Origin of the sequence: Pseudomonas sp. SWRI68, from assembly GCF_014269165.1 — a bacterium.
GTDB lineage: Bacteria > Pseudomonadota > Gammaproteobacteria > Pseudomonadales > Pseudomonadaceae > Aquipseudomonas > Aquipseudomonas capeferrum.
In genome coordinates, this window is sequence record NZ_JABWRU010000003.1 from 298200 (window position 1) to 316748 (window position 18549).

An 18549-nucleotide genomic window follows, 5' to 3' on the forward strand; every position below is an offset into this window, starting at 1 on the left:
ACAGGTCGTCAGGCCTTACTGGATCAGGCCGAATTCCTTGGCCAGTGCCTTGTAGTCAGCCACCTGCTTCTTCACATAGCCGTCCAGCTCTTCACCGGTCATGGCGAACGGGAACAGCTCGCGCTGGTCACGCAACGTGGCGAAGTCTTCGGAGGCCAGCATCTTGTCGAACGAGGCTTTCCACCAGGCGTAGTCTTCGTCGCTCACCTTCGGCCCGAGGTAGAAGCCGCGTACTACCGGCCAGACGATGTCGTAGCCCTGCTCCTTGGCGGTGGGGATGTCTTTCATCTCCGGCTCGTCCAGGCGGTTCTCGGAGAACACCGCGAGGATGCGCATGTTGCCGCTCTGGATGTGCGGCATGGAGTCGGAGATGTCGGTGGAGCCCACCTGGATATGCCCGCCCAGCAGCGCGGTGGCAATTTCGCCGCCGCCTTCCAGGGCCACGTAGCGCAGGTCACGCGGGTTGATACCGGCGGCCTTGGCGATCAGTGCGGTCTGCATCCAGTCCTGGCTGCCGACGGTGCCGCCAGAGCCGATCACCACCTTGCCCGGGTCTTTTTTCAGCGCGGCGACCAGGTCGTCGAGGGTCTTGTAGGGCGAATCGCTTTTCACGGCGATGGCCCCGTAGCTGGTGCCGACCGCTGCCAGCCATTTCACCGCGCTCTCGTCGAAGCGGCCGAACTTGCCCTGGGCCAGGTTCAACAGCGAGCCGCTCGACCAGGCCACCAGGGTGCCGGCATCACCTGGGCGCTGGGCCACCACGGCGTTGTAGGCCACAGCCCCGACACCGCCGGGCATGTAGGTGACGCGCATGGGCTTGCTGAGGATTTTCTCCTGCACCAGCGCGCTTTGCACCAGCTTGCAGGTCAGGTCGAAGCCACCACCCGGCGAGGCGGGGGCGATGCATTCGGGGCGTTTCGGTTCGGCGGCGAGGGCATTGCCGGCCAGCAGCAGGCAGCCGGTAGCGAGGACGAGTCGGCGCAGTGAAAAGGTCATCGTCAATCTCCGTGAGCGTTGTTGTTATTGGGTTACCACAGGGCCACGCTGTAGCTCACCAGCAGCCGCACTTCGTCGGCGTCGCGGGCAAAATTCGAGCGGAAGGTGGCATTGCGCAAGCGCACGGCGACGTTTTTCAACGGGCCGCTTTGTACCACGTACTTGAACTCGGTGTTGCGCTCCCACTCCTTGCCCTCGCTGCCATCGGCGCGGCTGACGTTGTCGCCGCTGATGTAACGGGTCATGAAGGTCAGGCCGGGGATGCCCAGGGCGGCGAAGTTGTAGTCGTAGCGCATCTGCCAGGAATGCTCGTCGGCCCCGGCGAAGTCGTTGATCTGCACGAAGTTGACCAGGTACGGGTCGGCGCCGTCGATGTAGGGGAAGGCGCTGTCACCGGACAGGTGCTGGTAGGCGGCGCTGACCTTGTGCCCGCCCAGGGCGTAGCTGAGCATGCCGTTGACGGTGGTGTTGTCGATATTGCCGGCCTTGGCCTGGCCTTGGTCATCACTCACCGCCAGGCGCAGGTCGGCGCCGAAGGTGCCTGGGCCCCACGGCTGGGTGGCGACCATGCCCAGGAAGTGCTGGCGGTAGATGTCGTCGAGCTGGGCGAAGTGGTAGCTACCGGTGATGCGATCGGTGAACTGGTAATCCAGGCCTGCAAGGTCCAGGTTGTCGGCCGAGAAGGTGCCACCGAAGCGGCCGTTCTTGTTGTTGAGCGCCAGGTCTTCCCAGTTGGTGTCGTTGCGGTCCTTGGCCTTTTCCAGGCGCCCACCGGTAAAGGTCAGGTGGCTGATTTCTTTCGAGGTCAGCAGGCCGCCTTCGAAGGTTTGCGGCAGAATGCGCCCGTCGTTGGGCTGCAGGGTTGGCAGTTCCGGGATCAGCGTGCCGACTTTCAGTTCGGTCTTGGACACCTTGATCTTGCCGGTCAGGCCGAGCTTGGAGTACTCGTCGGCAGCCTTGCCGTCGTCATGGGTCGGCAGCAGGCCGGTGTCGGTGCGGTCGGGGCTGGAGTCGAGCTTGATGCCGAGCATGCCCAGCGCATCCAGGCCAAAGCCCACGGTGCCATCGGTGTAGCCGGACTCGAAGTTGAGGATGAAGCCCTGGGCCCATTCGTCGCGCTTGGATTGCTGCGCGCTGGTGCCGTCGCGAAAGTCGCGGTTGAAGTACATGTTGCGGGTTTCGAAGGTCGCCGTGCTGTCTTCGAAGAAGGCGGCCTGGCTCAGCGGTGCGACACCGGCAAGCGCAACGGCGCTGGCGATGGCGGAGGGGCGTGCGGCAAAGGAACGGGTAGGCGCGAACGCCTGCGGCTGCGATGACAGCATCGAGATGGCTCCGTTTATTGTTCTTATTGGTTGCACCTTGCTGGTGCTTTTTTCGGCGCGTGGGGCGACCGTGGTGCGATGCTAGGTCGCCAACCTTTCGCTAACCTTTCAACGAGAAAGGTTTGTTACAAGGGGCTTCACAGGCGGGTCTACAGCGGTACACTCCGCGCCACCGCCCCACCCGAGCAGGGAGAAACCGATGCGTGTGCTGTTGGTCGAAGACCACCTGCAACTGGCCGAAAGCGTGGCCCAGGCCTTGAAAAGCCACGGCTTGACCGTGGATGTACTGCATGACGGCGTGGCTGCCGACCTGGCCCTGGCCAGTGAGGAATATGCGGTTGCCGTGCTCGATGTCGGCTTGCCGCGCATGGATGGCTTCGAGGTGCTGGCGCGCCTGCGCGGGCGCGGCAAGACCCTGCCGGTGCTGATGCTGACCGCGCGCAGTGACGTCAAGGACCGGGTTCACGGGCTGAACCTGGGCGCTGACGATTACCTCGCCAAGCCCTTCGAACTGACCGAGCTGGAAGCTCGGGTCAAGGCCTTGCTGCGCCGTAGCGTGCTCGGTGGCGAGCGCCAGCAGCGCTGCGGGCCGCTGGTGTACGACCTGGACACCCGGCGCTTCAGCCTCGGCGAAGACAACCTGACCCTGACCTCACGAGAGCAGAGCGTGCTTGAAGCGCTGATCGCACGCCCAGGCCGGGTCATGAGCAAGGAGCAACTGGCCGCCCAGGTGTTTGGCCTGGACGAGGAGGCCAGCCCCGATGCCATCGAAATCTATATCCACCGCCTGCGCAAGAAACTCGACGGCCACCCGGTGGCCATCGTCACCTTCCGTGGCCTGGGCTACCTGCTCGAGCATCGCGATGCGTGACAACGGCAGCCTGCGTGGGCGGCTGCTGGGCAACTTGGCACTGCTGCTGGTGGTGCTGATGCTGGCCAGCGGCCTGAGCGCCTACTGGAACGGCCGCGAAGCCGCCGACACGGCGTACGACCGGACCTTGCTGGCCTCGGCGCGGACCATCGCCGCAGGCTTGTCGCAACGCGATGGCTCGTTGAGCGCGGATGTGCCCTACGTGGCCCTGGACACGTTCGCGTACGACAGTGCCGGGCGCATCTACTACCAGGTACTGGACATCAAGCAGCGGTTGATTTCCGGCTACGAGAACCTGCCAGCACCGCCGCCGGGCACGCCGCGCACGGATGACTACCCGGCGCTGGCGCGTTTCTACAATGCGACCTACCTCGGCCAGGACGTGCGTGTGGTCAGCCTGCTCAAGCCGGTCAGCGAGCCGAACATGAACGGCATGGCGGAAATTCGCGTGGCCGAGACCGAGGAGGCGCGCGTGCGCATGGCGCGGGGGTTGATGGCCGACACCCTGCTGCGCCTGGGCATGCTGGCGCTGGGAGCCTTGGTGATGGTGTGGTTTGCCATCAGTGCGGCGCTACGCCCGCTGGAGCGCCTGCGCACCGCCGTGGAAGAGCGTCAGCCCGACGACCTGCGGGCCTTGCCTGTGGTCCAGGTGCAACGCGAACTGGGCCCGCTGGTGCGTGCCTTGAACCATTTCACCGAGCGCTTGCGCGGTCAGTTCGAACGACAGGCGCAGTTCATCGCCGACGCCGCCCACGAATTGCGTACCCCCCTGGCGGCGCTCAAGGCACGGGTCGAGTTGGGCTTGCGCGCGTCCGAGCCCGAGCAATGGCGCCAGACCCTGGAGTCCGCAGCCCAGGGCACCGACCGCCTGACGCACCTGGCCAACCAGTTGTTGTCTCTGGCGCGGGTCGAGAATGGTGCCAGGGCGATCGCCGAAGGTGGCGCGCAGCGCCTGGACCTTAGCCAACTGGCCCGCGAACTGGGCATGGCCATGGCGCCGCTGGCCCACAAACGCGGGGTGGCGCTGGCCCTGGAGGCCGAGGCGCCGGTCTGGCTCAAGGGCGAGCCGACCTTGCTCAACGAGCTGTTGAGCAACCTGGTGGATAACGCCCTGGCGCATACCCCGGCCGGTGGCAACGTGATCTTGCGGGTGGTGGCGCCGGCGGTGCTGGAAGTCGAGGATGATGGCCCGGGGATTCCCGAGGAGGAGCGCGAACGGGTGTTCGAGCGCTTCTACCGCCGCAGTGCCCAGGGCAGTGGGCTTGGGCTGGCCATTGTCGGCGAGATCTGCCGCGCGCACTTGGCGCAGATCAGCCTGCACGATGGGCAAAAGGGCGGCTTGCGGGTGCGCGTGAGCTTTATCGCCGATTGAGTCTGCAACCGCTGGGCCTCAAGGAGGCCCCGGCGCCATCAGCGCAACAGGCTCCGCGCCTCAAGCAACTCTTCCACCTCAAGCTCGGTGCCGAACGGCAGCCCCAGGTGGCGGTACGCCGGCAGTGCCGCCAACGGCCGGCTGCGCCCCCGCTGGCTGATGCAACGGGCGATCTGCACGACGTCGATGTAATCGACCTTGTCGGTCTGCCGGTCAAGGTCCTGAACCTGGCTTGGCAGGTTGACCAACTGCTCGGGAAACTCCCATGCCTTGAGGATCTTGTCGCCCAGCGCCGGTTGGATCTGCTCGATCACGTAATGCAGGCAGACCGGGTCGGAGAGCAGCTCGTTGTGTTCCTCGGCGTAAATCAGTACGGGCAGCGCACCGATCTGGTTGACCAGCCCGCCGAGGGTGGCCTGGTCTGGTTTCAGGTGGGTGTAGCGGCGGCTTATTTCATAGCTGATACCTGCAACTTCCAGGCTGTTTACCCAGATATCGCGCAGTTTTTGCTCAACGGCTGGCGAGCGGGCATGGAAGATCTGCTCGATCACCAAGCCGATGGCCAGGTTGCAGCTGTAGTTGATGCCCAGGCGGGTGATTGCAGTGTGCAGGTCGGTGACCTCTACCGCGGCACGCAGCAGCGGGCTGTTGACCACTTTGATCAGCCGCGCCGAGAGGGCTGCGTCGCGGCCGATCACCTTGCTCAAGGCCGACACACTGATCTCGCTGTCCTCGGCCGCCTCGCGGATGCTCAAGGCAACCTCGGGGAGGGTGGGCAGGACCAGGTCATCCTTTTCGATGGCTTCAAGCAGTTGTGCTTGAACCATCTCGGCCAGCTTGTTCATGGACTTCTCTACCGCAGTGGTGGTGCGGCCCCGTCACGCGGACGGGGCAGGCTGGTCAGCGCTGGATTTCCCGGTCGCGGTCCAGTTCGTAGGGCAGGCTCAGCACGTGCAGGCGTGGCCCTTCCAGGCTGCCCAGGTGCAGGTTGTCATCGTTCACCGCATCGGCGCTGAGCACCGCGAGCAACTCACAACCTACACCGGTGCTGGCAGCAATCACCACTTCACCGACCGACGAGCCATGGGTTGGCGAGAAGATCTCGGCACCGGGCGCGGGGATGGCCTGCTGGTCGAGCGCCAGGCGGTACTGACGGCGCTTGAGCTTGCCCAGGTACTGCATGCGGGCGACGATTTCCTGGCCGGTGTAGCAGCCCTTCTTGAAGCTGACACCGTCGACGGCCTGCAGGTTGATCATCTGCGGGATGAACAGTTCACGGGTAGGGCCCGTGACCTGGCCGATGCCGGCGCGAACCTGGCCCAGCAGCCAGTCATTGAGGCTGCCTTCGGGCAAGCTTGCGGCAAGTGTTGCGGACACTGCGCTGGATTGCTCGGCCGGTGCCCACAGTTCAACCCGGCCCGCCGACACGGCAATGGCGATCAGGCCCGCGTGGCGCACGGTGGCGCCCGCCTCGGTGGGTGGCGTCACACCCAGTGCCAGCAGCGCTGCATCGCCGCCCTGCAGGCCAAAGCGTGCCCAGGCGGCGCTTTCGTCGCTGAGGGTGGCTTTGGAGAACACGGCGTACTTCTTCAGGTCGGCCAACTGCGCGTCGAGCAGTTCGCTGGCCATGGCCAGCAGGTAGCCGTTGCCTTCCGGCACGATGCGAAAACTCGACTGCATGCGCCCCTTGACCATGCAGCGAGCGCCGAGGCTGGCATGTTCCTGGCTGAGGTAGTTGATGTTGCAGGTCAGCTGGCCCTGCAGGAACTTGCCTGCGTCGGAGCCGCGGACGGCGAGGATGCCCTCGTGGGACAGAGGGCTGAAGAAAGCGGAATCGGCCATGGGTCATCGCGGTGGCTTAAAGACTGGCGGCCATCATAGAACGCCAGTAACAAAATAGGTAGGTGACTAGACCAACGCCCTGTGCCGCTTCGCTCGCCTGGCTGTATACTGGCGGGCCATTCGAGGAGGGCCCCATGGTCGAACAAACTGAACTCAACCGGCTTTTCTGGCACAGCCGTCGCGGCATGCTGGAACTGGACGTACTGCTGGTGCCTTTCACCCAGGAAGTCTACGCCACCCTCAACGAAGCCGACCGTGAGCTCTATGTGCGCCTGTTGAGCTGCGAGGATCAGGACATGTTCGGCTGGTTCATGGAGCGCACCGAGTCTGAAGACCCGGAGTTGCAGCGCATGGTCCGCATCATCCTGGACCGTGTCCAGCCCAAGTGAGTTTTTCCAGAGCCGTTGGCAGGGCTCGCGCCTGCTGCTGACGGCCTACCTGAGTTGCCAGGCGCTGGCGCTGCTTACCGTGTGGGTGAGTGCGTTGCCCTGGTGGCTGTCCCTTGCTGTTGCTGCCGCCTGCATTGCCCACGCCAGTTGGGCCATCCCCCGACGTATTCTGTTGACGCATGATCATGCCGTTGTGGGCGTGCGCCGTGATGCGCGTGGCTGGCAGGTACTGAGCCGTGCCCGAGGCTGGCAGCCGGTGCGCTTGTGCCGCGATAGCGTGGCGGTGCCGGGGCTGGTGGTGCTGCGCTTTGTGCGGGCGGGGGGCTGGCTGGGGGAAAGCCAATGCATACCGCCGGATGCGCTGGGGGCTGATGAGCACCGGCGGTTGCGGGTACGGCTGAAATTCAGCCGGCGCAGGTGGGGGCAGGCAAGCCAGGTATAGATCGAAACGGCGCAGGCCTTTTCGCAGGGTTACCCGCGAAAAGGCCTGCATGGTTTTCAGAACGGGCTGAGGATGGTGTCCTTCGCCTCGTCCAGCATCCCTGGATAATCCAGCGTGTAATGCAAACCACGGCTTTCCTTGCGCTGCATCGCCGAACGAATCATCAGCTCCGCCACCTGGGCCAGGTTGCGCAACTCGATCAGGTCGCGGCTGACCTTGTAGTTGCTGTAGAACTCGTCGATTTCATCAAGCAGCAGGCGGACGCGGTGTTCGGCACGCTGCAGGCGTTTGCTGGTGCGCACGATGCCGACATAGTCCCACATGAAGCGGCGCAGCTCGTCCCAGTTGTGCGCGATGATCACGTCCTCGTCCGAGTCGGTGACCTGGCTTGCATCCCAGCCGGGCAGGGCTTTGGGCATTTCGATCTGGTCCAGGTGCGCCTGGATGTCTGCGGCAGCCGCGCGGCCATAGACGAAGCACTCGAGCAGCGAATTGCTGGCCATCCGGTTGGCGCCATGCAAACCGGTGAAGCTGGTCTCGCCGATGGCATACAGCCCCGGCACGTCGGTATGGCCGCGGTCGTCGACCACCACCCCGCCGCACGTATAGTGAGCCGCCGGTACCACAGGGATCGGCTGGCGGGTGATGTCGATGCCGAACGTCAGGCAGCGCTCGTACACGGTGGGGAAGTGGCCCTTGATGAACTCGGCCGGCTTGTGGGTGATGTCCAGGTACACGCAGTCCACGCCCAGGCGCTTCATCTCGTGGTCGATGGCGCGGGCCACGATGTCGCGGGGGGCCAGTTCTTCGCGTGGGTCGAAACGCGGCATGAACCGCTCGCCGTTGGGCAGGCGCAGCAGGGCGCCTTCGCCGCGCAGGGCTTCGGTGACCAAAAAACTCTTGGCCTGGGGGTGGTACAGGCAGGTCGGGTGGAACTGGTTGAATTCAAGGTTGGCCACCCGGCAGCCGGCCCGCCACGCCATGGCGATACCGTCGCCGCAGGCGCCGTCCGGGTTGCTGGTATACAGGTAGACCTTGGCCGCGCCACCGGTGGCCAGCACGGTGAAGCGCGCACCAAAGGTGTCCACTTCGCCGCTGTTGCGGTTAAGCACATACGCACCCAGGCAGCGCTCGCCGGGCAGGCCCAGGCGGCGCTCGGTAATCAGGTCGACCGCCACGCGCTGCTCCAGCAACTCGATATTCGGGCGTTTTCGGGCCTGGGCCAGTAGGGTGGTGAAGATCGCGGCGCCGGTGGCATCGGCGGCGTGGATGATGCGCCGATGACTGTGGCCGCCTTCGCGGGTCAGGTGGAACTCGAAGCCCCCATCGTCGACGCCGTGCTGCTCGTCCCGGGTAAAGGGCACGCCTTGCTCGATCAGCCATTGGATGGCTTCGCGGCTGTGCTCGACGGTGAAGCGCACGGCGTCTTCATGGCACAGGCCGCCGCCGGCATTGAGGGTATCCTCGACATGCGACTGGACGGTGTCGGTGTCGTCCAGCACTGCGGCGACGCCACCTTGGGCCCAGAACGTCGAGCCATTTGACAGGTCGCCCTTGCTGAGCACGGCGACGCGCAGGTGGCTGGGAAGGTTCAGTGCCAGGCTGAGACCGGCGGCACCGCTGCCGATCACCAGGACATCATGTTGGAATTGTTGGCTCATGTCGGGACACTAGTAATCTACGGAAGGGGCGCGGCACAATAGTCACGCGCCGATGGCATTGTGAAACTATCGTTAAACCAGGCCGGGTTGCCTTTATAGCAGCCCCGGGTGGCCAATTTCCATGCCACTTGCCAGCTTGCGGTAACCTTTGTGGGAACTTTCCGACATTGCCGGAAATCCTATGAAGGCTGCCCGCACGCCACATATTGCCGCGGCGACGCAGGGCGGCAGCTCTATCCGGGCTGACACCTGCGTATTCGAAACCTGATTATCGACGTTGCCGGCCGTGTCCGCGCCGCGTCTTCCGTGCGAGCCGACCAAGGGCTGCAGGAAACTTGCTTGGAGGGGAGAACTTTTGCGCAAAGCCCGAGTCTATGTTTGCAAGCCTGAACGATGGCTGTTGCAACGCTCCTTCGAGTTCACTGAGGAGTGTTCATGCTAACCCAGGAAGAGGATCAGCAGCTTGTCGAGCGCGTACAGCGTGGAGACAGGCGAGCGTTCGATCTGTTGGTGCTGAAGTATCAGCACAAGATTCTCGGGTTGATCGTGCGGTTCGTTCACGATACCCACGAGGCCCAGGATGTAGCGCAGGAAGCCTTTATCAAGGCCTACCGTGCGCTTGGCAATTTCCGCGGAGACAGTGCGTTTTATACCTGGCTGTACCGCATCGCCATCAACACGGCGAAGAACTACCTGGTGTCCCGTGGAAGACGGCCACCAGACAGCGATGTCAGCTCCGAGGATGCGGAGTTTTACGACGGCGATCATGGTCTCAAGGATCTCGAGTCCCCAGAACGCTCGTTGTTGCGGGATGAAATCGAAGGCACTGTCCATCGCACCATCCAGCAGCTGCCCGAAGACCTGCGCACGGCGTTGACCCTGCGTGAGTTCGACGGACTGAGTTACGAAGACATTGCCAGTGTCATGCAATGTCCGGTGGGTACCGTGCGCTCTCGAATCTTCCGCGCTCGGGAGGCCATAGATAAAGCCCTGCAGCCGTTGTTGCAGGAAACCTGAGACAGCGGCTACAGCCAAGAGAGGAACCGCCATGAGTCGTGAAGCGTTGCAGGAATCGCTGTCCGCGGTAATGGATAACGAAGCGGACGAACTGGAATTACGTCGGGTACTGAGTGCCGTCGACGATGCCGAAACCCGTGCCACCTGGTCGCGTTACCAGGTAGCCCGCGCAGCGATGCACAAGGAACTGCTGCTGCCAAACCTCGATATCGCCTCGGCGGTGTCTGCAGCATTGGCCGACGAAGCGGTACCGGCCAAGGTCAAGAAAGGCCCATTGCGCAGCATCGGCCGGCTGGCAGTTGCTGCCTCGGTGACGATCGCAGTGCTGGCGGGTGTACGCATGTACAACCAGGATGAAATCACCGGTGCCGAGCTGGCTTCCCAGCAACCTGCACAGCAGGGGCTGAGCGTGCCACAAACTCAGGGCCCGGCTGTATTGGCAGGCTATAGTGAAAGCAGTGAGCAACCGACCGGGCCGATGGCCAACGGTGTGCTGCAGAACCAGGCCGGCTGGGATCAGCGTCTGCCAGGCTACCTGCGCCAGCATGCCCAGGAATCTGCGCTCAAGGGCAATGAAACGGCTCTGCCTTATGCCCGCGCCGCCAGCCTGGATAACCCCGTTAAGTAAGGAGGATCATGCGCGCGCTACCTCTCTTGTCGCTGCTGATAGGCAGTTGCATGACGGTGCCAGCGTTGGCGGCCAACTCTTCGCCCGAGGCGAGTGAGTGGCTGAACAAGCTGGCACAGGCCGAGCAAAAGCAGAGCTACCAAGGCTCTTTCATCTACGAACGCAACGGCAGCTTTTCTTCCCACGATATCTGGCACAAGGTTCAGGACGGCAAGGTCAGCGAGCGGCTTCTGCAGCTCGACGGCGCCGCCCAGGAAATCGTGCGCGTGGACGGCAAGGTGGCGTGCGTCAGTGGTGCCTTGGTCAGCGGCGTGAAGACGCCGCCCGATGCCGCGCCGCGTGTGCTCGATCCACTCAAGTTGATGGGCTGGTACGACCTGAGCTTGGCGGGCAAGTCTCGTGTCGCCGGGCGCGATGCGGTGATCGTTACGCTCACCCCGCGCGACCAGCACCGTTACGCTTTCGAATTGCATCTGGACCGCCGTACCGGTTTGCCGCTGCGCTCGTTGATGCTCAACGACAAAGGGCAGTTGCTCGAGCGCTTCCAGATGACCCGCCTGGATACCGATGACCTGCCTACCGATGAAGACTTGCGCGCCAGTGCCGCCTGCAAGCCGGTGGAGCATCGCGCCACTACGACGCAAGAAGCGGTCTCTGGCTGGCGTTCGGACTGGCTGCCGCCGGGTTTCGAGTTGGTCAACAGCTCGGTACGCCGCGACGCGGCTCGCAACAACTCGGTCACCAGCTTGATGTATGACGATGGCCTGGCTCGCGTATCGGTATTCGTCGAACCGGTCAACGACAACTCAGGCATCGATACGCGCGTTCAGTTGGGCCCGACCGTAGCGGTATCGCGCCGCCTCAATACCCCCAAAGGCAAGGTCCTGGTCACCGTGGTCGGTGAAATACCCTTGGGTACCGCAGAGCGCATTGCGCTGTCGATGCGGGCTCAGGATGCCCAGGCGCGGCAATGATGACGTGCTTTTTCAGGCGGTTTACGGCGTGAGAGACCTGCCTCTGAAATGAAATTTAAGCATTGTCATTTGCATTCTTTCGGTAAATTTTCTATAGGTCAGGCTTCTTGGAGCCTGGCCTTTCCTGCTTGTGCAGGGGCCTTACGCTAACCACGCTCGTTGTGACGGGAGCCGTATGTCAATTCCACGCTTGAAACCCTACCTATCGATGTTCGCCGCCGTGCTGATGCTCGGCCAGGTGCTCACCGCCCAGGCCGAAGAAGCCCTGCCGGACTTCACCACGCTGGTCGAGCAGGCCTCGCCGGCCGTGGTCAATATTAGTACCAAGCAGAAGCTGCCGGACCGCCGCATCGCCGCAGGGCAGATGCCGGACCTCGAAGGCTTGCCGCCGATGTTCCGTGAGTTCTTCGAGCGCAACATGCCGCAGCAACCCCGCTCGCCGCGTGGTGATCGCCAGCGCGAAGCGCAGTCGCTGGGCTCGGGCTTCATCATTTCCAGCGATGGCTACGTGCTGACCAACAACCATGTGGTGGCCGATGCCGACGAGATCATCGTCCGCCTGTCGGACCGCAGCGAACTGCAGGCCAAGCTGGTCGGCACCGACCCGCGCACCGACGTGGCGCTGCTCAAGGTCGAAGGCAAGAACCTGCCGACCGTCAAGCTGGGTGACTCCGAGAAGCTCAAGGTAGGCGAGTGGGTACTGGCCATCGGTTCGCCGTTTGGCTTCGACCACTCGGTGACCAAAGGCATCGTCAGCGCCAAGGGGCGCACGTTGCCAAACGATACCTATGTGCCGTTCATCCAGACTGACGTGGCCATCAACCCGGGTAACTCCGGTGGCCCGCTGTTCAACATGAATGGCGAGGTCGTGGGTATCAACTCGCAGATCTTCACCCGCTCTGGCGGTTTCATGGGCCTGTCGTTTGCTATCCCGATCGATGTGGCCATCGACGTGTCCAACCAGCTGAAAAAAGACGGCAAGGTCAGCCGTGGCTGGCTGGGCGTGGTCATTCAGGAGGTCAACAAGGACCTGGCTGAATCCTTTGGCCTCGACAAGCCGGCCGGTGCCCTGGTAGCCCAGGTGCTGGAAGACGGCCCGGCAGCCAAGGGTGGCCTGCAGGTGGGTGATGTGATTCTGAGCATGAACGGCCAGCCGATCATCATGTCGGCCGACCTGCCGCACCTGGTCGGCAGTCTCAAGGATGGTGACAAGGCCAAGCTCGAGATTATCCGTAACGGCAAGCGTCAGAACCTGGACGTCAGCGTCGGCGCACTGCCGGACGATGACGCCGACATCGGTACAGGCGCTGAAGGCAGTGCCGAGCGCAGCAGCAACCGTCTGGGTGTTTCCGTTGCCGATCTGAGCGCCGAGCAGAAGAAAGCTCTGGAACTCAAGGGCGGCGTGGTGATCAAGGAAGTTCAGGATGGCCCGGCAGCGTTGATCGGCCTGCGCCCGGGTGACGTCATCAGCCACCTGAACAACCAGGCAATCGGCTCGGCCAAGGAATTCACCGAGATTGCCAAGGACCTGCCGAAGAACCGTTCGGTGTCCATGCGCGTGCTGCGTCAGGGGCGTGCAAGCTTCATTACCTTCAAGCTGGCTGAATAAGCTGGTCATCGGGTAGGAAAAGGGCAGCCATGGCTGCCCTTTTTCATGAAAATAGACAGGGGTCATGTGCGCTACCTACCGCCGGCAAGCCGGCCTTGACCGGTACTACGCCGGTTTCAGGCGGGTTGCTGTCGCTATGGGTGCCGGCTTGCCGGCGACAGGGCCCATACAGACAGCCGATCAGGAATCTCCCATATCCCTGCTGCTTGAGGTACAATTCCCGGCTATTTTTCGGCGGGCGTCCCGGCTCGCAGCCTTTTCGAGTGTTGACCCGTGAGTGATTTGAGTCATATCCGCAATTTCTCCATCATCGCCCACATCGACCATGGCAAGTCGACGCTGGCCGACCGTTTCATTCAGATGTGCGGTGGCCTGTCTGCGCGCGAAATGGAAGCTCAAGTCCTTGACTCCATGGACCTGGAGCGCGAACGCGGGATCACCATCAAGGCCCACAGCGTCACGCTTCACTACAAGGCGCAAGACGGCAAGACCTACCAGCTGAACTTCATCGACACCCCCGGCCACGTCGACTTCACCTATGAAGTCTCGCGCTCGCTGGCCGCCTGTGAAGGCGCGCTGCTGGTGGTGGACGCCGGCCAGGGCGTCGAAGCCCAGTCCGTGGCCAACTGCTACACCGCCATCGAGCAAGGCCTCGAGGTCATGCCGGTGTTGAACAAGATGGACCTGCCCCAGGCTGACCCGGACCGCGTCAAGGACGAGATCGAGAAGATCATCGGCATCGACGCCACCGACGCCGTGGCCTGCAGTGCCAAGAGCGGCATGGGCGTCGACGAGGTGCTCGAGCGCCTGGTGCACACCATCCCCGCGCCTGTGGGTGAGATCGACGCGCCGCTGCAGGCGCTGATCATCGACTCCTGGTTCGACAACTACCTGGGCGTGGTCTCGCTGGTGCGCGTGCGCCAGGGCCGGGTCAAGAAGGGCGACAAGATCCTGGTCAAGTCCACCGGCAAGGTGCACCTGGTCGACAGCGTCGGCGTCTTTACCCCGAAACACACCCAGACCGCCGACCTCAAGGCCGGTGAAGTGGGCTTCATCATCGCCAGCATCAAAGACATTCACGGTGCACCGGTCGGTGACACCCTGACCCTGTCCTCGACCCCGGAAGTCGAAGTGCTCGCAGGCTTCAAGAAGATCCAGCCACAGGTCTATGCCGGCCTGTTCCCGGTCAGCTCCGAGGATTTCGAAGATTTCCGTGACGCCCTGCAAAAGCTGACCCTCAACGATTCGTCGTTGCAGTACATGCCGGAAAGCTCCGACGCCCTGGGCTTCGGTTTCCGCTGCGGCTTCCTGGGCATGCTGCACATGGAGATCATCCAGGAGCGCCTGGAGCGCGAGTACGACCTGGACCTGATCACCACCGCTCCTAGCGTGATCTACGAGCTCGAACTCAAGACCGGCGAAACCATCATCGTCGACAACCCGTCGAAGCTGCCGGACGTCTCGGCTGTCACCGACTTCCGCGAGCCGATCGTTACCGCGACCATCCTGGTGCCGCAGGAGCACCTGGGCAACGTCATCACCCTGTGCATCGAGAAGCGTGGCGTACAGCGCGACATGCAGTTCCTTGGCAGCCAGGTGCAGGTGCGTTACGACATGCCGATGAACGAGGTGGTGCTGGACTTCTTCGACCGCCTCAAGTCGACCAGTCGCGGATACGCTTCGCTGGACTATCATTTCGATCGCTACCAGTCGGCCAACCTGGTCAAGCTGGATGTACTGATCAACGGCGACAAGGTCGATGCCCTGGCCCTGATCGTGCACCGCGACAACGCGGCCTACAAAGGCCGTGCGTTGACCGAGAAGATGAAGGAGCTGATCCCTCGGCAGATGTTCGATGTGGCGATCCAGGCAGCCATTGGCGGCCAGATCATCGCGCGGACAACCGTCAAGGCGCTCAGAAAGAACGTACTGGCCAAGTGCTACGGTGGTGACGTCAGCCGTAAGAAGAAACTGCTGGAGAAGCAGAAGGCCGGTAAGAAACGCATGAAGCAGGTCGGTAACGTGGAAATTCCACAAGAAGCCTTCCTCGCCGTGCTCAGGTTGGATAGCTAGGTCCTATGTCGCTAAATTTCCCGCTGTTGCTAGTCATCGCCGTAGCCGTCTGCGGCCTGTTGGGCTTGATCGACCTGCTGTTCCTGGCCCCGCGCCGGCGAACGGCAATCGCCAACTATCAGGGTAGCGTCAGCCAGCCCGAGATGGCGGTGGTCGAGCGCCTGAACAAGGAGCCGCTGCTGGTCGAGTACGGCAAGTCGTTCTTCCCGGTGCTGTTCATCGTGCTGGTGCTGCGCTCGTTTCTGGTCGAGCCGTTCCAGATCCCTTCGGGGTCGATGAAACCGACCCTGGAAGTGGGCGACTTCATCCTGGTGAACAAGTTCTCCTATGGCATTCGCCTGCCGGTGATCGACAAGAAGGTCATCGAGGTGGGTGACCCGCAACGCGGTGATGTGATGGTGTTCCGCTACCCGAGCGACCCGAACGTCAACTACATCAAGCGTGTGGTCGGCCTGCCGGGCGACCAGATCCGCTACACCAATGACAAGCGGTTGTACGTCAATGGTCAGCCGATTGCCGAGCAACTGGTGGGCACCGAGCCGGGCACCTTGGGCAGCGCCGAGCTGTACAAGGAGAAGCTGGGCGAGGCCGAGCACCTGATCCGAAAGGAGATGAGCCGTTATCGCATGCCGCCGGACCAGCAATGGACCGTACCGGCCGGCCACTACTTCATGATGGGCGACAACCGCGACAACTCCAACGATAGCCGCTACTGGGATGATCCGAACATTCCCAAGGAACTGCACGGCATGGTTCCGGACCGGAACATTGTCGGCAAGGCCTTCGCGGTCTGGATGAGCTGGCCAGAGCCCAAGCTCAGCCACCTGCCTAACCTGTCGCGGGTCGGCCTGATCCATTGATACCCTTCGGCGCTGTCCAGCAGACAGCGCCGAATGCATTTCTGACATAGGCTGTGTTCTCAGGGATCGAGAGATTCGTCGTGTGCAGCGGCGGACCACAGCCAAACAGTCTTTCAGGATGTTGATTTGAACAACGCGTTGAACAACCAACGGGTGGCCGCATGACTGCTTCCCTTGCCACTCTGGAGCGAAAGCTCGGATACACTTTCAAGGATCAGGACCAGATGCTTCTGGCCCTGACCCATCGCAGCTACGCCGGGCGCAATAACGAGCGCCTGGAGTTTCTTGGCGACGCCATTCTCAACTTCGTGGCGGGCGAGGCGCTGTTCGAGCGCTTTCCGCAGGCCCGCGAAGGCCAGCTGTCGCGCTTGCGTGCCCGCCTGGTCAAGGGTGAAACCCTGGCCCGTCTGGCCCGGGGCTTTGACTTGGGTGAATACCTGCGCCTGGGTTCTGGTGAGCTTAAAAGCGGCGGTTTCCGCCGTGAATCGATCCTGGCCGATGCCCTGGAGGCGCTGATTGGCGCCATCTACCTGGACGCGGACATGCAGACCGCTCGCGAGCGTGTGCTGGCCTGGCTGGCCGATGAGTTCGAAAGCCTGACCCTGGTCGACACCAACAAGGACCCCAAGACCCGCCTGCAAGAGTTTCTGCAGTCGCGCAGCTGTGAGCTGCCGCGTTACGAGGTGGTGGACATCCAAGGCGAACCGCACTGCCGCACCTTCTTCGTCGAATGCGAAGTGGTTCTGCTGAACAACAAGAGCCGTGGTCAGGGTGTAAGCCGGCGTATCGCCGAGCAAGTCGCCGCCGCGGCTGCACTGATCGCCTTGGGCGTGGAGAATGGCAATGACTGATAACAATCCGACCCGCTGCGGCTACGTAGCCATTGTCGGCCGCCCCAACGTGGGCAAGTCGACCTTGCTCAACCACATCCTCGGCCAGAAGCTGGCGATCACCTCGCGCAAGCCACAGACCACCCGCCACAACATGCTCGGCATCAAGACCGAAGGTGATGTGCAGGCGATCTACGTCGATACGCCGGGTATGCACAAGGCCAACGACAAGGCCCTGAACCGTTACATGAACCGTAACGCTTCGGCTGCCTTGAAAGACGTCGATGTGGTGATCTTCGTGGTCGACCGCACCCGCTGGACCGACGAGGACCAGCTGGTGCTCGAGCGCGTGCAGTACGTCAGTGGCCCGGTCATCCTGGCGGTCAACAAGACCGACCGTCTGGAAGAAAAAGCCGATCTGATCCCGCACCTGCAATGGCTCCAGGAGCAACTGCCGAACGCGGAAGTGGTGCCGATCTCCGCCCAGCAGGGGCATAACCTCGAGGCACTGGAAGGGCTGATCGCCAAGCACCTGCCAGAGAACGAGCATTTCTTCCCGGAAGACCAGATCACCGACCGCAGCAGCCGTTTCCTGGCGGCTGAGCTGGTGCGCGAGAAAATCATGCGTCAGTTGGGTGCGGAGCTGCCGTACCAGATCACCGTAGAGATCGAAGAGTTCAAGCAGCAGGGGCATGTGTTGCACATCCATGCGCTGATCCTGGTCGAACGTGATGGCCAGAAGAAGATCATCATCGGTGACAAGGGCGAGCGTATCAAGCGCATTGGTTCCGATGCGCGCAAGGACATGGAAGTGCTGTTCGACGCCAAGGTCATGCTCAACCTCTGGGTCAAGGTCAAGGGCGGCTGGTCCGACGATGAGCGCGCCCTGCGCTCGCTGGGCTACGGCGACCTGTAACCCCTCCAGCGGCCCGGATCTCTCCGGGCCGCTCTGCTTTCGGGCCACTCCCCATGGAACAACCAGTCGGCCAGCCGGCCTATGTGCTGCACAGTCGTGCCTACAAGGAAACCAGCGCACTGGTGGACTTCCTCACGCCGCAAGGTCGAGTGCGGGCCGTGCTGCGCCGGGCGCGGGGCAAAGGGGGCAGCCTGGTACGGCCGTTCGTGCCGCTGGAGATGGAGCTGCGCGGGCGCGGTGAGCTGAAGAATGTCGGCCGCCTGGATGCCCTCGGTATCGCCGCCTGGCTGCATGGCGATGCACTGTTCAGCGGGCTGTACCTCAACGAGCTACTCATGCGTTTGCTCCCGGCCGAAGCCCCACACCCGGCGCTGTTCGAACACTACACCCTGACCTTGCAGGCCTTGGCCGCCGGGCGCCCTCTGGAGCCGCTGCTGCGTTCCTTCGAATGGCGCCTGCTGGACGAACTCGGCTATGCGTTTTCGTTGCAGCATGACGTCAACGGGACGCCGATCGATGCCGATGGCCGTTATCGTTTGCGCGTGGATGCCGGGCTTGAGCGGGTCGAGTTAGTGCAGCCAGGCCTGTTCCAGGGTGCCGAGCTGCTGGCCCTGGCTGAAGCAGACTGGGAAGCCCCAGGTGCCTTGCTTGCCGCCAAACGGCTGATGCGCCAGGCACTGGCTGTTCACCTGGGCCCTAAGCCCCTGGTCAGTCGGGAACTGTTTCGCAAGCGCTGATCCCGTCGTA

Annotated in this window: 18 protein-coding genes; 13 read left to right on the forward strand and 5 right to left on the reverse strand. The window is 62.9% G+C overall.

Annotated elements, in window-relative coordinates; all coding sequences use genetic code 11:
* Window positions 1-15: 15 nt before the first annotated feature.
* Together HU770_RS07550 and HU770_RS07555 are read right to left on the reverse strand one after the other, a co-directional pair.
* Window positions 16-996 (reverse strand): tripartite tricarboxylate transporter substrate binding protein, encoded by a 981-nt coding sequence (locus HU770_RS07550; protein WP_033702722.1) that lies wholly within the window; start codon window positions 994-996, stop codon window positions 16-18.
* A gap of 32 nt (window positions 997-1028) precedes the next feature.
* Window positions 1029-2318, reverse strand: a complete 1290-nt coding sequence (locus HU770_RS07555) for an OprD family porin (RefSeq protein ID WP_047583619.1) — start codon at window positions 2316-2318, stop codon at window positions 1029-1031.
* 199 nt (window positions 2319-2517) lie between these two features.
* Between HU770_RS07555 and HU770_RS07560 the strand changes: the two genes are divergently transcribed.
* Window positions 2518-3189: a response regulator gene (locus HU770_RS07560; RefSeq protein ID WP_027594137.1), complete on the forward strand. Its 672-nt coding sequence runs from the start codon at window positions 2518-2520 to the stop codon at window positions 3187-3189.
* On the forward strand, window positions 3182-4561 hold the full coding sequence (locus HU770_RS07565; RefSeq protein ID WP_033702720.1) for a sensor histidine kinase: 1380 nt from the start codon (window positions 3182-3184) through the stop codon (window positions 4559-4561). The genes HU770_RS07560 and HU770_RS07565 overlap by 8 nt, the downstream gene beginning before the upstream one ends.
* 38 nt (window positions 4562-4599) lie before the next feature.
* Here the strand turns inward: HU770_RS07565 and HU770_RS07570 are convergent, their stop codons facing one another.
* Window positions 4600-5406: an HDOD domain-containing protein gene (locus HU770_RS07570; RefSeq protein ID WP_186656611.1), complete on the reverse strand. Its 807-nt coding sequence runs from the start codon at window positions 5404-5406 to the stop codon at window positions 4600-4602.
* A gap of 55 nt (window positions 5407-5461) precedes the next feature.
* Entirely contained in the window at window positions 5462-6403 is a 942-nt protein-coding gene (locus HU770_RS07575; protein WP_186663423.1) for a folate-binding protein YgfZ, read from the reverse strand.
* 134 nt (window positions 6404-6537) lie between these two features.
* On the opposite strand from HU770_RS07575, the gene HU770_RS07580 reads away from it, so the two are divergent.
* Window positions 6538-6792, forward strand: a complete 255-nt coding sequence (locus tag HU770_RS07580) for a succinate dehydrogenase assembly factor 2 (protein ID WP_027594141.1) — start codon at window positions 6538-6540, stop codon at window positions 6790-6792.
* The gene (locus HU770_RS07585) at window positions 6776-7234 is read left to right on the forward strand and encodes a protein YgfX (protein ID WP_186663424.1); all 459 of its coding nucleotides are present in this window, start codon (window positions 6776-6778) and stop codon (window positions 7232-7234) included. The genes HU770_RS07580 and HU770_RS07585 overlap by 17 nt, the downstream gene beginning before the upstream one ends.
* 56 nt (window positions 7235-7290) lie before the next feature.
* On the opposite strand, the gene nadB is transcribed toward HU770_RS07585, so the two are convergent.
* Complete coding sequence (nadB, locus tag HU770_RS07590) at window positions 7291-8895, reverse strand: L-aspartate oxidase (RefSeq protein ID WP_033702716.1); 1605 nt, start codon at window positions 8893-8895, stop codon at window positions 7291-7293.
* 435 nt (window positions 8896-9330) lie between these two features.
* On the opposite strand from nadB, the gene rpoE reads away from it, so the two are divergent.
* The 9 genes from rpoE (at window position 9331) to recO (ending at window position 18539) form a co-directional block, all read left to right on the forward strand.
* Window positions 9331-9912 (forward strand): RNA polymerase sigma factor RpoE, encoded by a 582-nt coding sequence (gene rpoE / locus HU770_RS07595; RefSeq protein ID WP_003252049.1) that lies wholly within the window; start codon window positions 9331-9333, stop codon window positions 9910-9912.
* A gap of 31 nt (window positions 9913-9943) precedes the next feature.
* Window positions 9944-10540, forward strand: a complete 597-nt coding sequence (locus HU770_RS07600) for an RseA family anti-sigma factor (protein ID WP_033702715.1) — start codon at window positions 9944-9946, stop codon at window positions 10538-10540.
* 8 nt (window positions 10541-10548) lie between these two features.
* The gene (locus HU770_RS07605; protein WP_186663425.1) at window positions 10549-11514 is read left to right on the forward strand and encodes a MucB/RseB C-terminal domain-containing protein; all 966 of its coding nucleotides are present in this window, start codon (window positions 10549-10551) and stop codon (window positions 11512-11514) included.
* Window positions 11515-11689: 175 nt separating this feature from the next.
* Complete coding sequence (locus HU770_RS07610) at window positions 11690-13123, forward strand: DegQ family serine endoprotease (RefSeq protein ID WP_186656617.1); 1434 nt, start codon at window positions 11690-11692, stop codon at window positions 13121-13123.
* Between the two features lie 273 nt (window positions 13124-13396).
* On the forward strand, window positions 13397-15196 hold the full coding sequence (gene lepA, locus HU770_RS07615; protein WP_033702712.1) for a translation elongation factor 4: 1800 nt from the start codon (window positions 13397-13399) through the stop codon (window positions 15194-15196).
* A gap of 5 nt (window positions 15197-15201) precedes the next feature.
* Window positions 15202-16056, forward strand: a complete 855-nt coding sequence (lepB, locus tag HU770_RS07620) for a signal peptidase I (RefSeq protein ID WP_033702711.1) — start codon at window positions 15202-15204, stop codon at window positions 16054-16056.
* Window positions 16057-16217: 161 nt separating this feature from the next.
* Window positions 16218-16907, forward strand: a complete 690-nt coding sequence (gene rnc / locus HU770_RS07625) for a ribonuclease III (RefSeq protein ID WP_033702710.1) — start codon at window positions 16218-16220, stop codon at window positions 16905-16907.
* The gene (gene era / locus HU770_RS07630) at window positions 16900-17802 is read left to right on the forward strand and encodes a GTPase Era (RefSeq protein ID WP_027594149.1); all 903 of its coding nucleotides are present in this window, start codon (window positions 16900-16902) and stop codon (window positions 17800-17802) included. Before rnc ends, era begins: the two co-directional genes overlap by 8 nt.
* Before the next feature lie 53 nt (window positions 17803-17855).
* Complete coding sequence (recO, locus tag HU770_RS07635) at window positions 17856-18539, forward strand: DNA repair protein RecO (protein WP_186663426.1); 684 nt, start codon at window positions 17856-17858, stop codon at window positions 18537-18539.
* Window positions 18540-18549 lie beyond the last annotated feature (10 nt).

Bases quoted from the DNA above. Each gene is read 5' to 3' on its own strand.
- HU770_RS07550 (WP_033702722.1), bottom strand. From the start codon at position 996: ATGACCTTTTCACTGCGCCGACTCGTCCTCGCTACCGGCTGCCTGCTG.
- HU770_RS07555 (WP_047583619.1), bottom strand. From the start codon at position 2,318: ATGCTGTCATCGCAGCCGCAGGCGTTCGCGCCTACCCGTTCCTTTGCC.
- rpoE (WP_003252049.1), top strand. From the start codon at position 9,331: ATGCTAACCCAGGAAGAGGATCAGCAGCTTGTCGAGCGCGTACAGCGT.
- nadB (WP_033702716.1), bottom strand. From the start codon at position 8,895: ATGAGCCAACAATTCCAACATGATGTCCTGGTGATCGGCAGCGGTGCC.
- HU770_RS07560 (WP_027594137.1), top strand. From the start codon at position 2,518: ATGCGTGTGCTGTTGGTCGAAGACCACCTGCAACTGGCCGAAAGCGTG.
- HU770_RS07580 (WP_027594141.1), top strand. From the start codon at position 6,538: ATGGTCGAACAAACTGAACTCAACCGGCTTTTCTGGCACAGCCGTCGC.
- HU770_RS07600 (WP_033702715.1), top strand. From the start codon at position 9,944: ATGAGTCGTGAAGCGTTGCAGGAATCGCTGTCCGCGGTAATGGATAAC.
- HU770_RS07565 (WP_033702720.1), top strand. From the start codon at position 3,182: ATGCGTGACAACGGCAGCCTGCGTGGGCGGCTGCTGGGCAACTTGGCA.
- era (WP_027594149.1), top strand. From the start codon at position 16,900: ATGACTGATAACAATCCGACCCGCTGCGGCTACGTAGCCATTGTCGGC.
- recO (WP_186663426.1), top strand. From the start codon at position 17,856: ATGGAACAACCAGTCGGCCAGCCGGCCTATGTGCTGCACAGTCGTGCC.
- HU770_RS07605 (WP_186663425.1), top strand. From the start codon at position 10,549: ATGCGCGCGCTACCTCTCTTGTCGCTGCTGATAGGCAGTTGCATGACG.
- lepB (WP_033702711.1), top strand. From the start codon at position 15,202: ATGTCGCTAAATTTCCCGCTGTTGCTAGTCATCGCCGTAGCCGTCTGC.
- HU770_RS07610 (WP_186656617.1), top strand. From the start codon at position 11,690: ATGTCAATTCCACGCTTGAAACCCTACCTATCGATGTTCGCCGCCGTG.
- HU770_RS07570 (WP_186656611.1), bottom strand. From the start codon at position 5,406: ATGAACAAGCTGGCCGAGATGGTTCAAGCACAACTGCTTGAAGCCATC.
- HU770_RS07575 (WP_186663423.1), bottom strand. From the start codon at position 6,403: ATGGCCGATTCCGCTTTCTTCAGCCCTCTGTCCCACGAGGGCATCCTC.
- rnc (WP_033702710.1), top strand. From the start codon at position 16,218: ATGACTGCTTCCCTTGCCACTCTGGAGCGAAAGCTCGGATACACTTTC.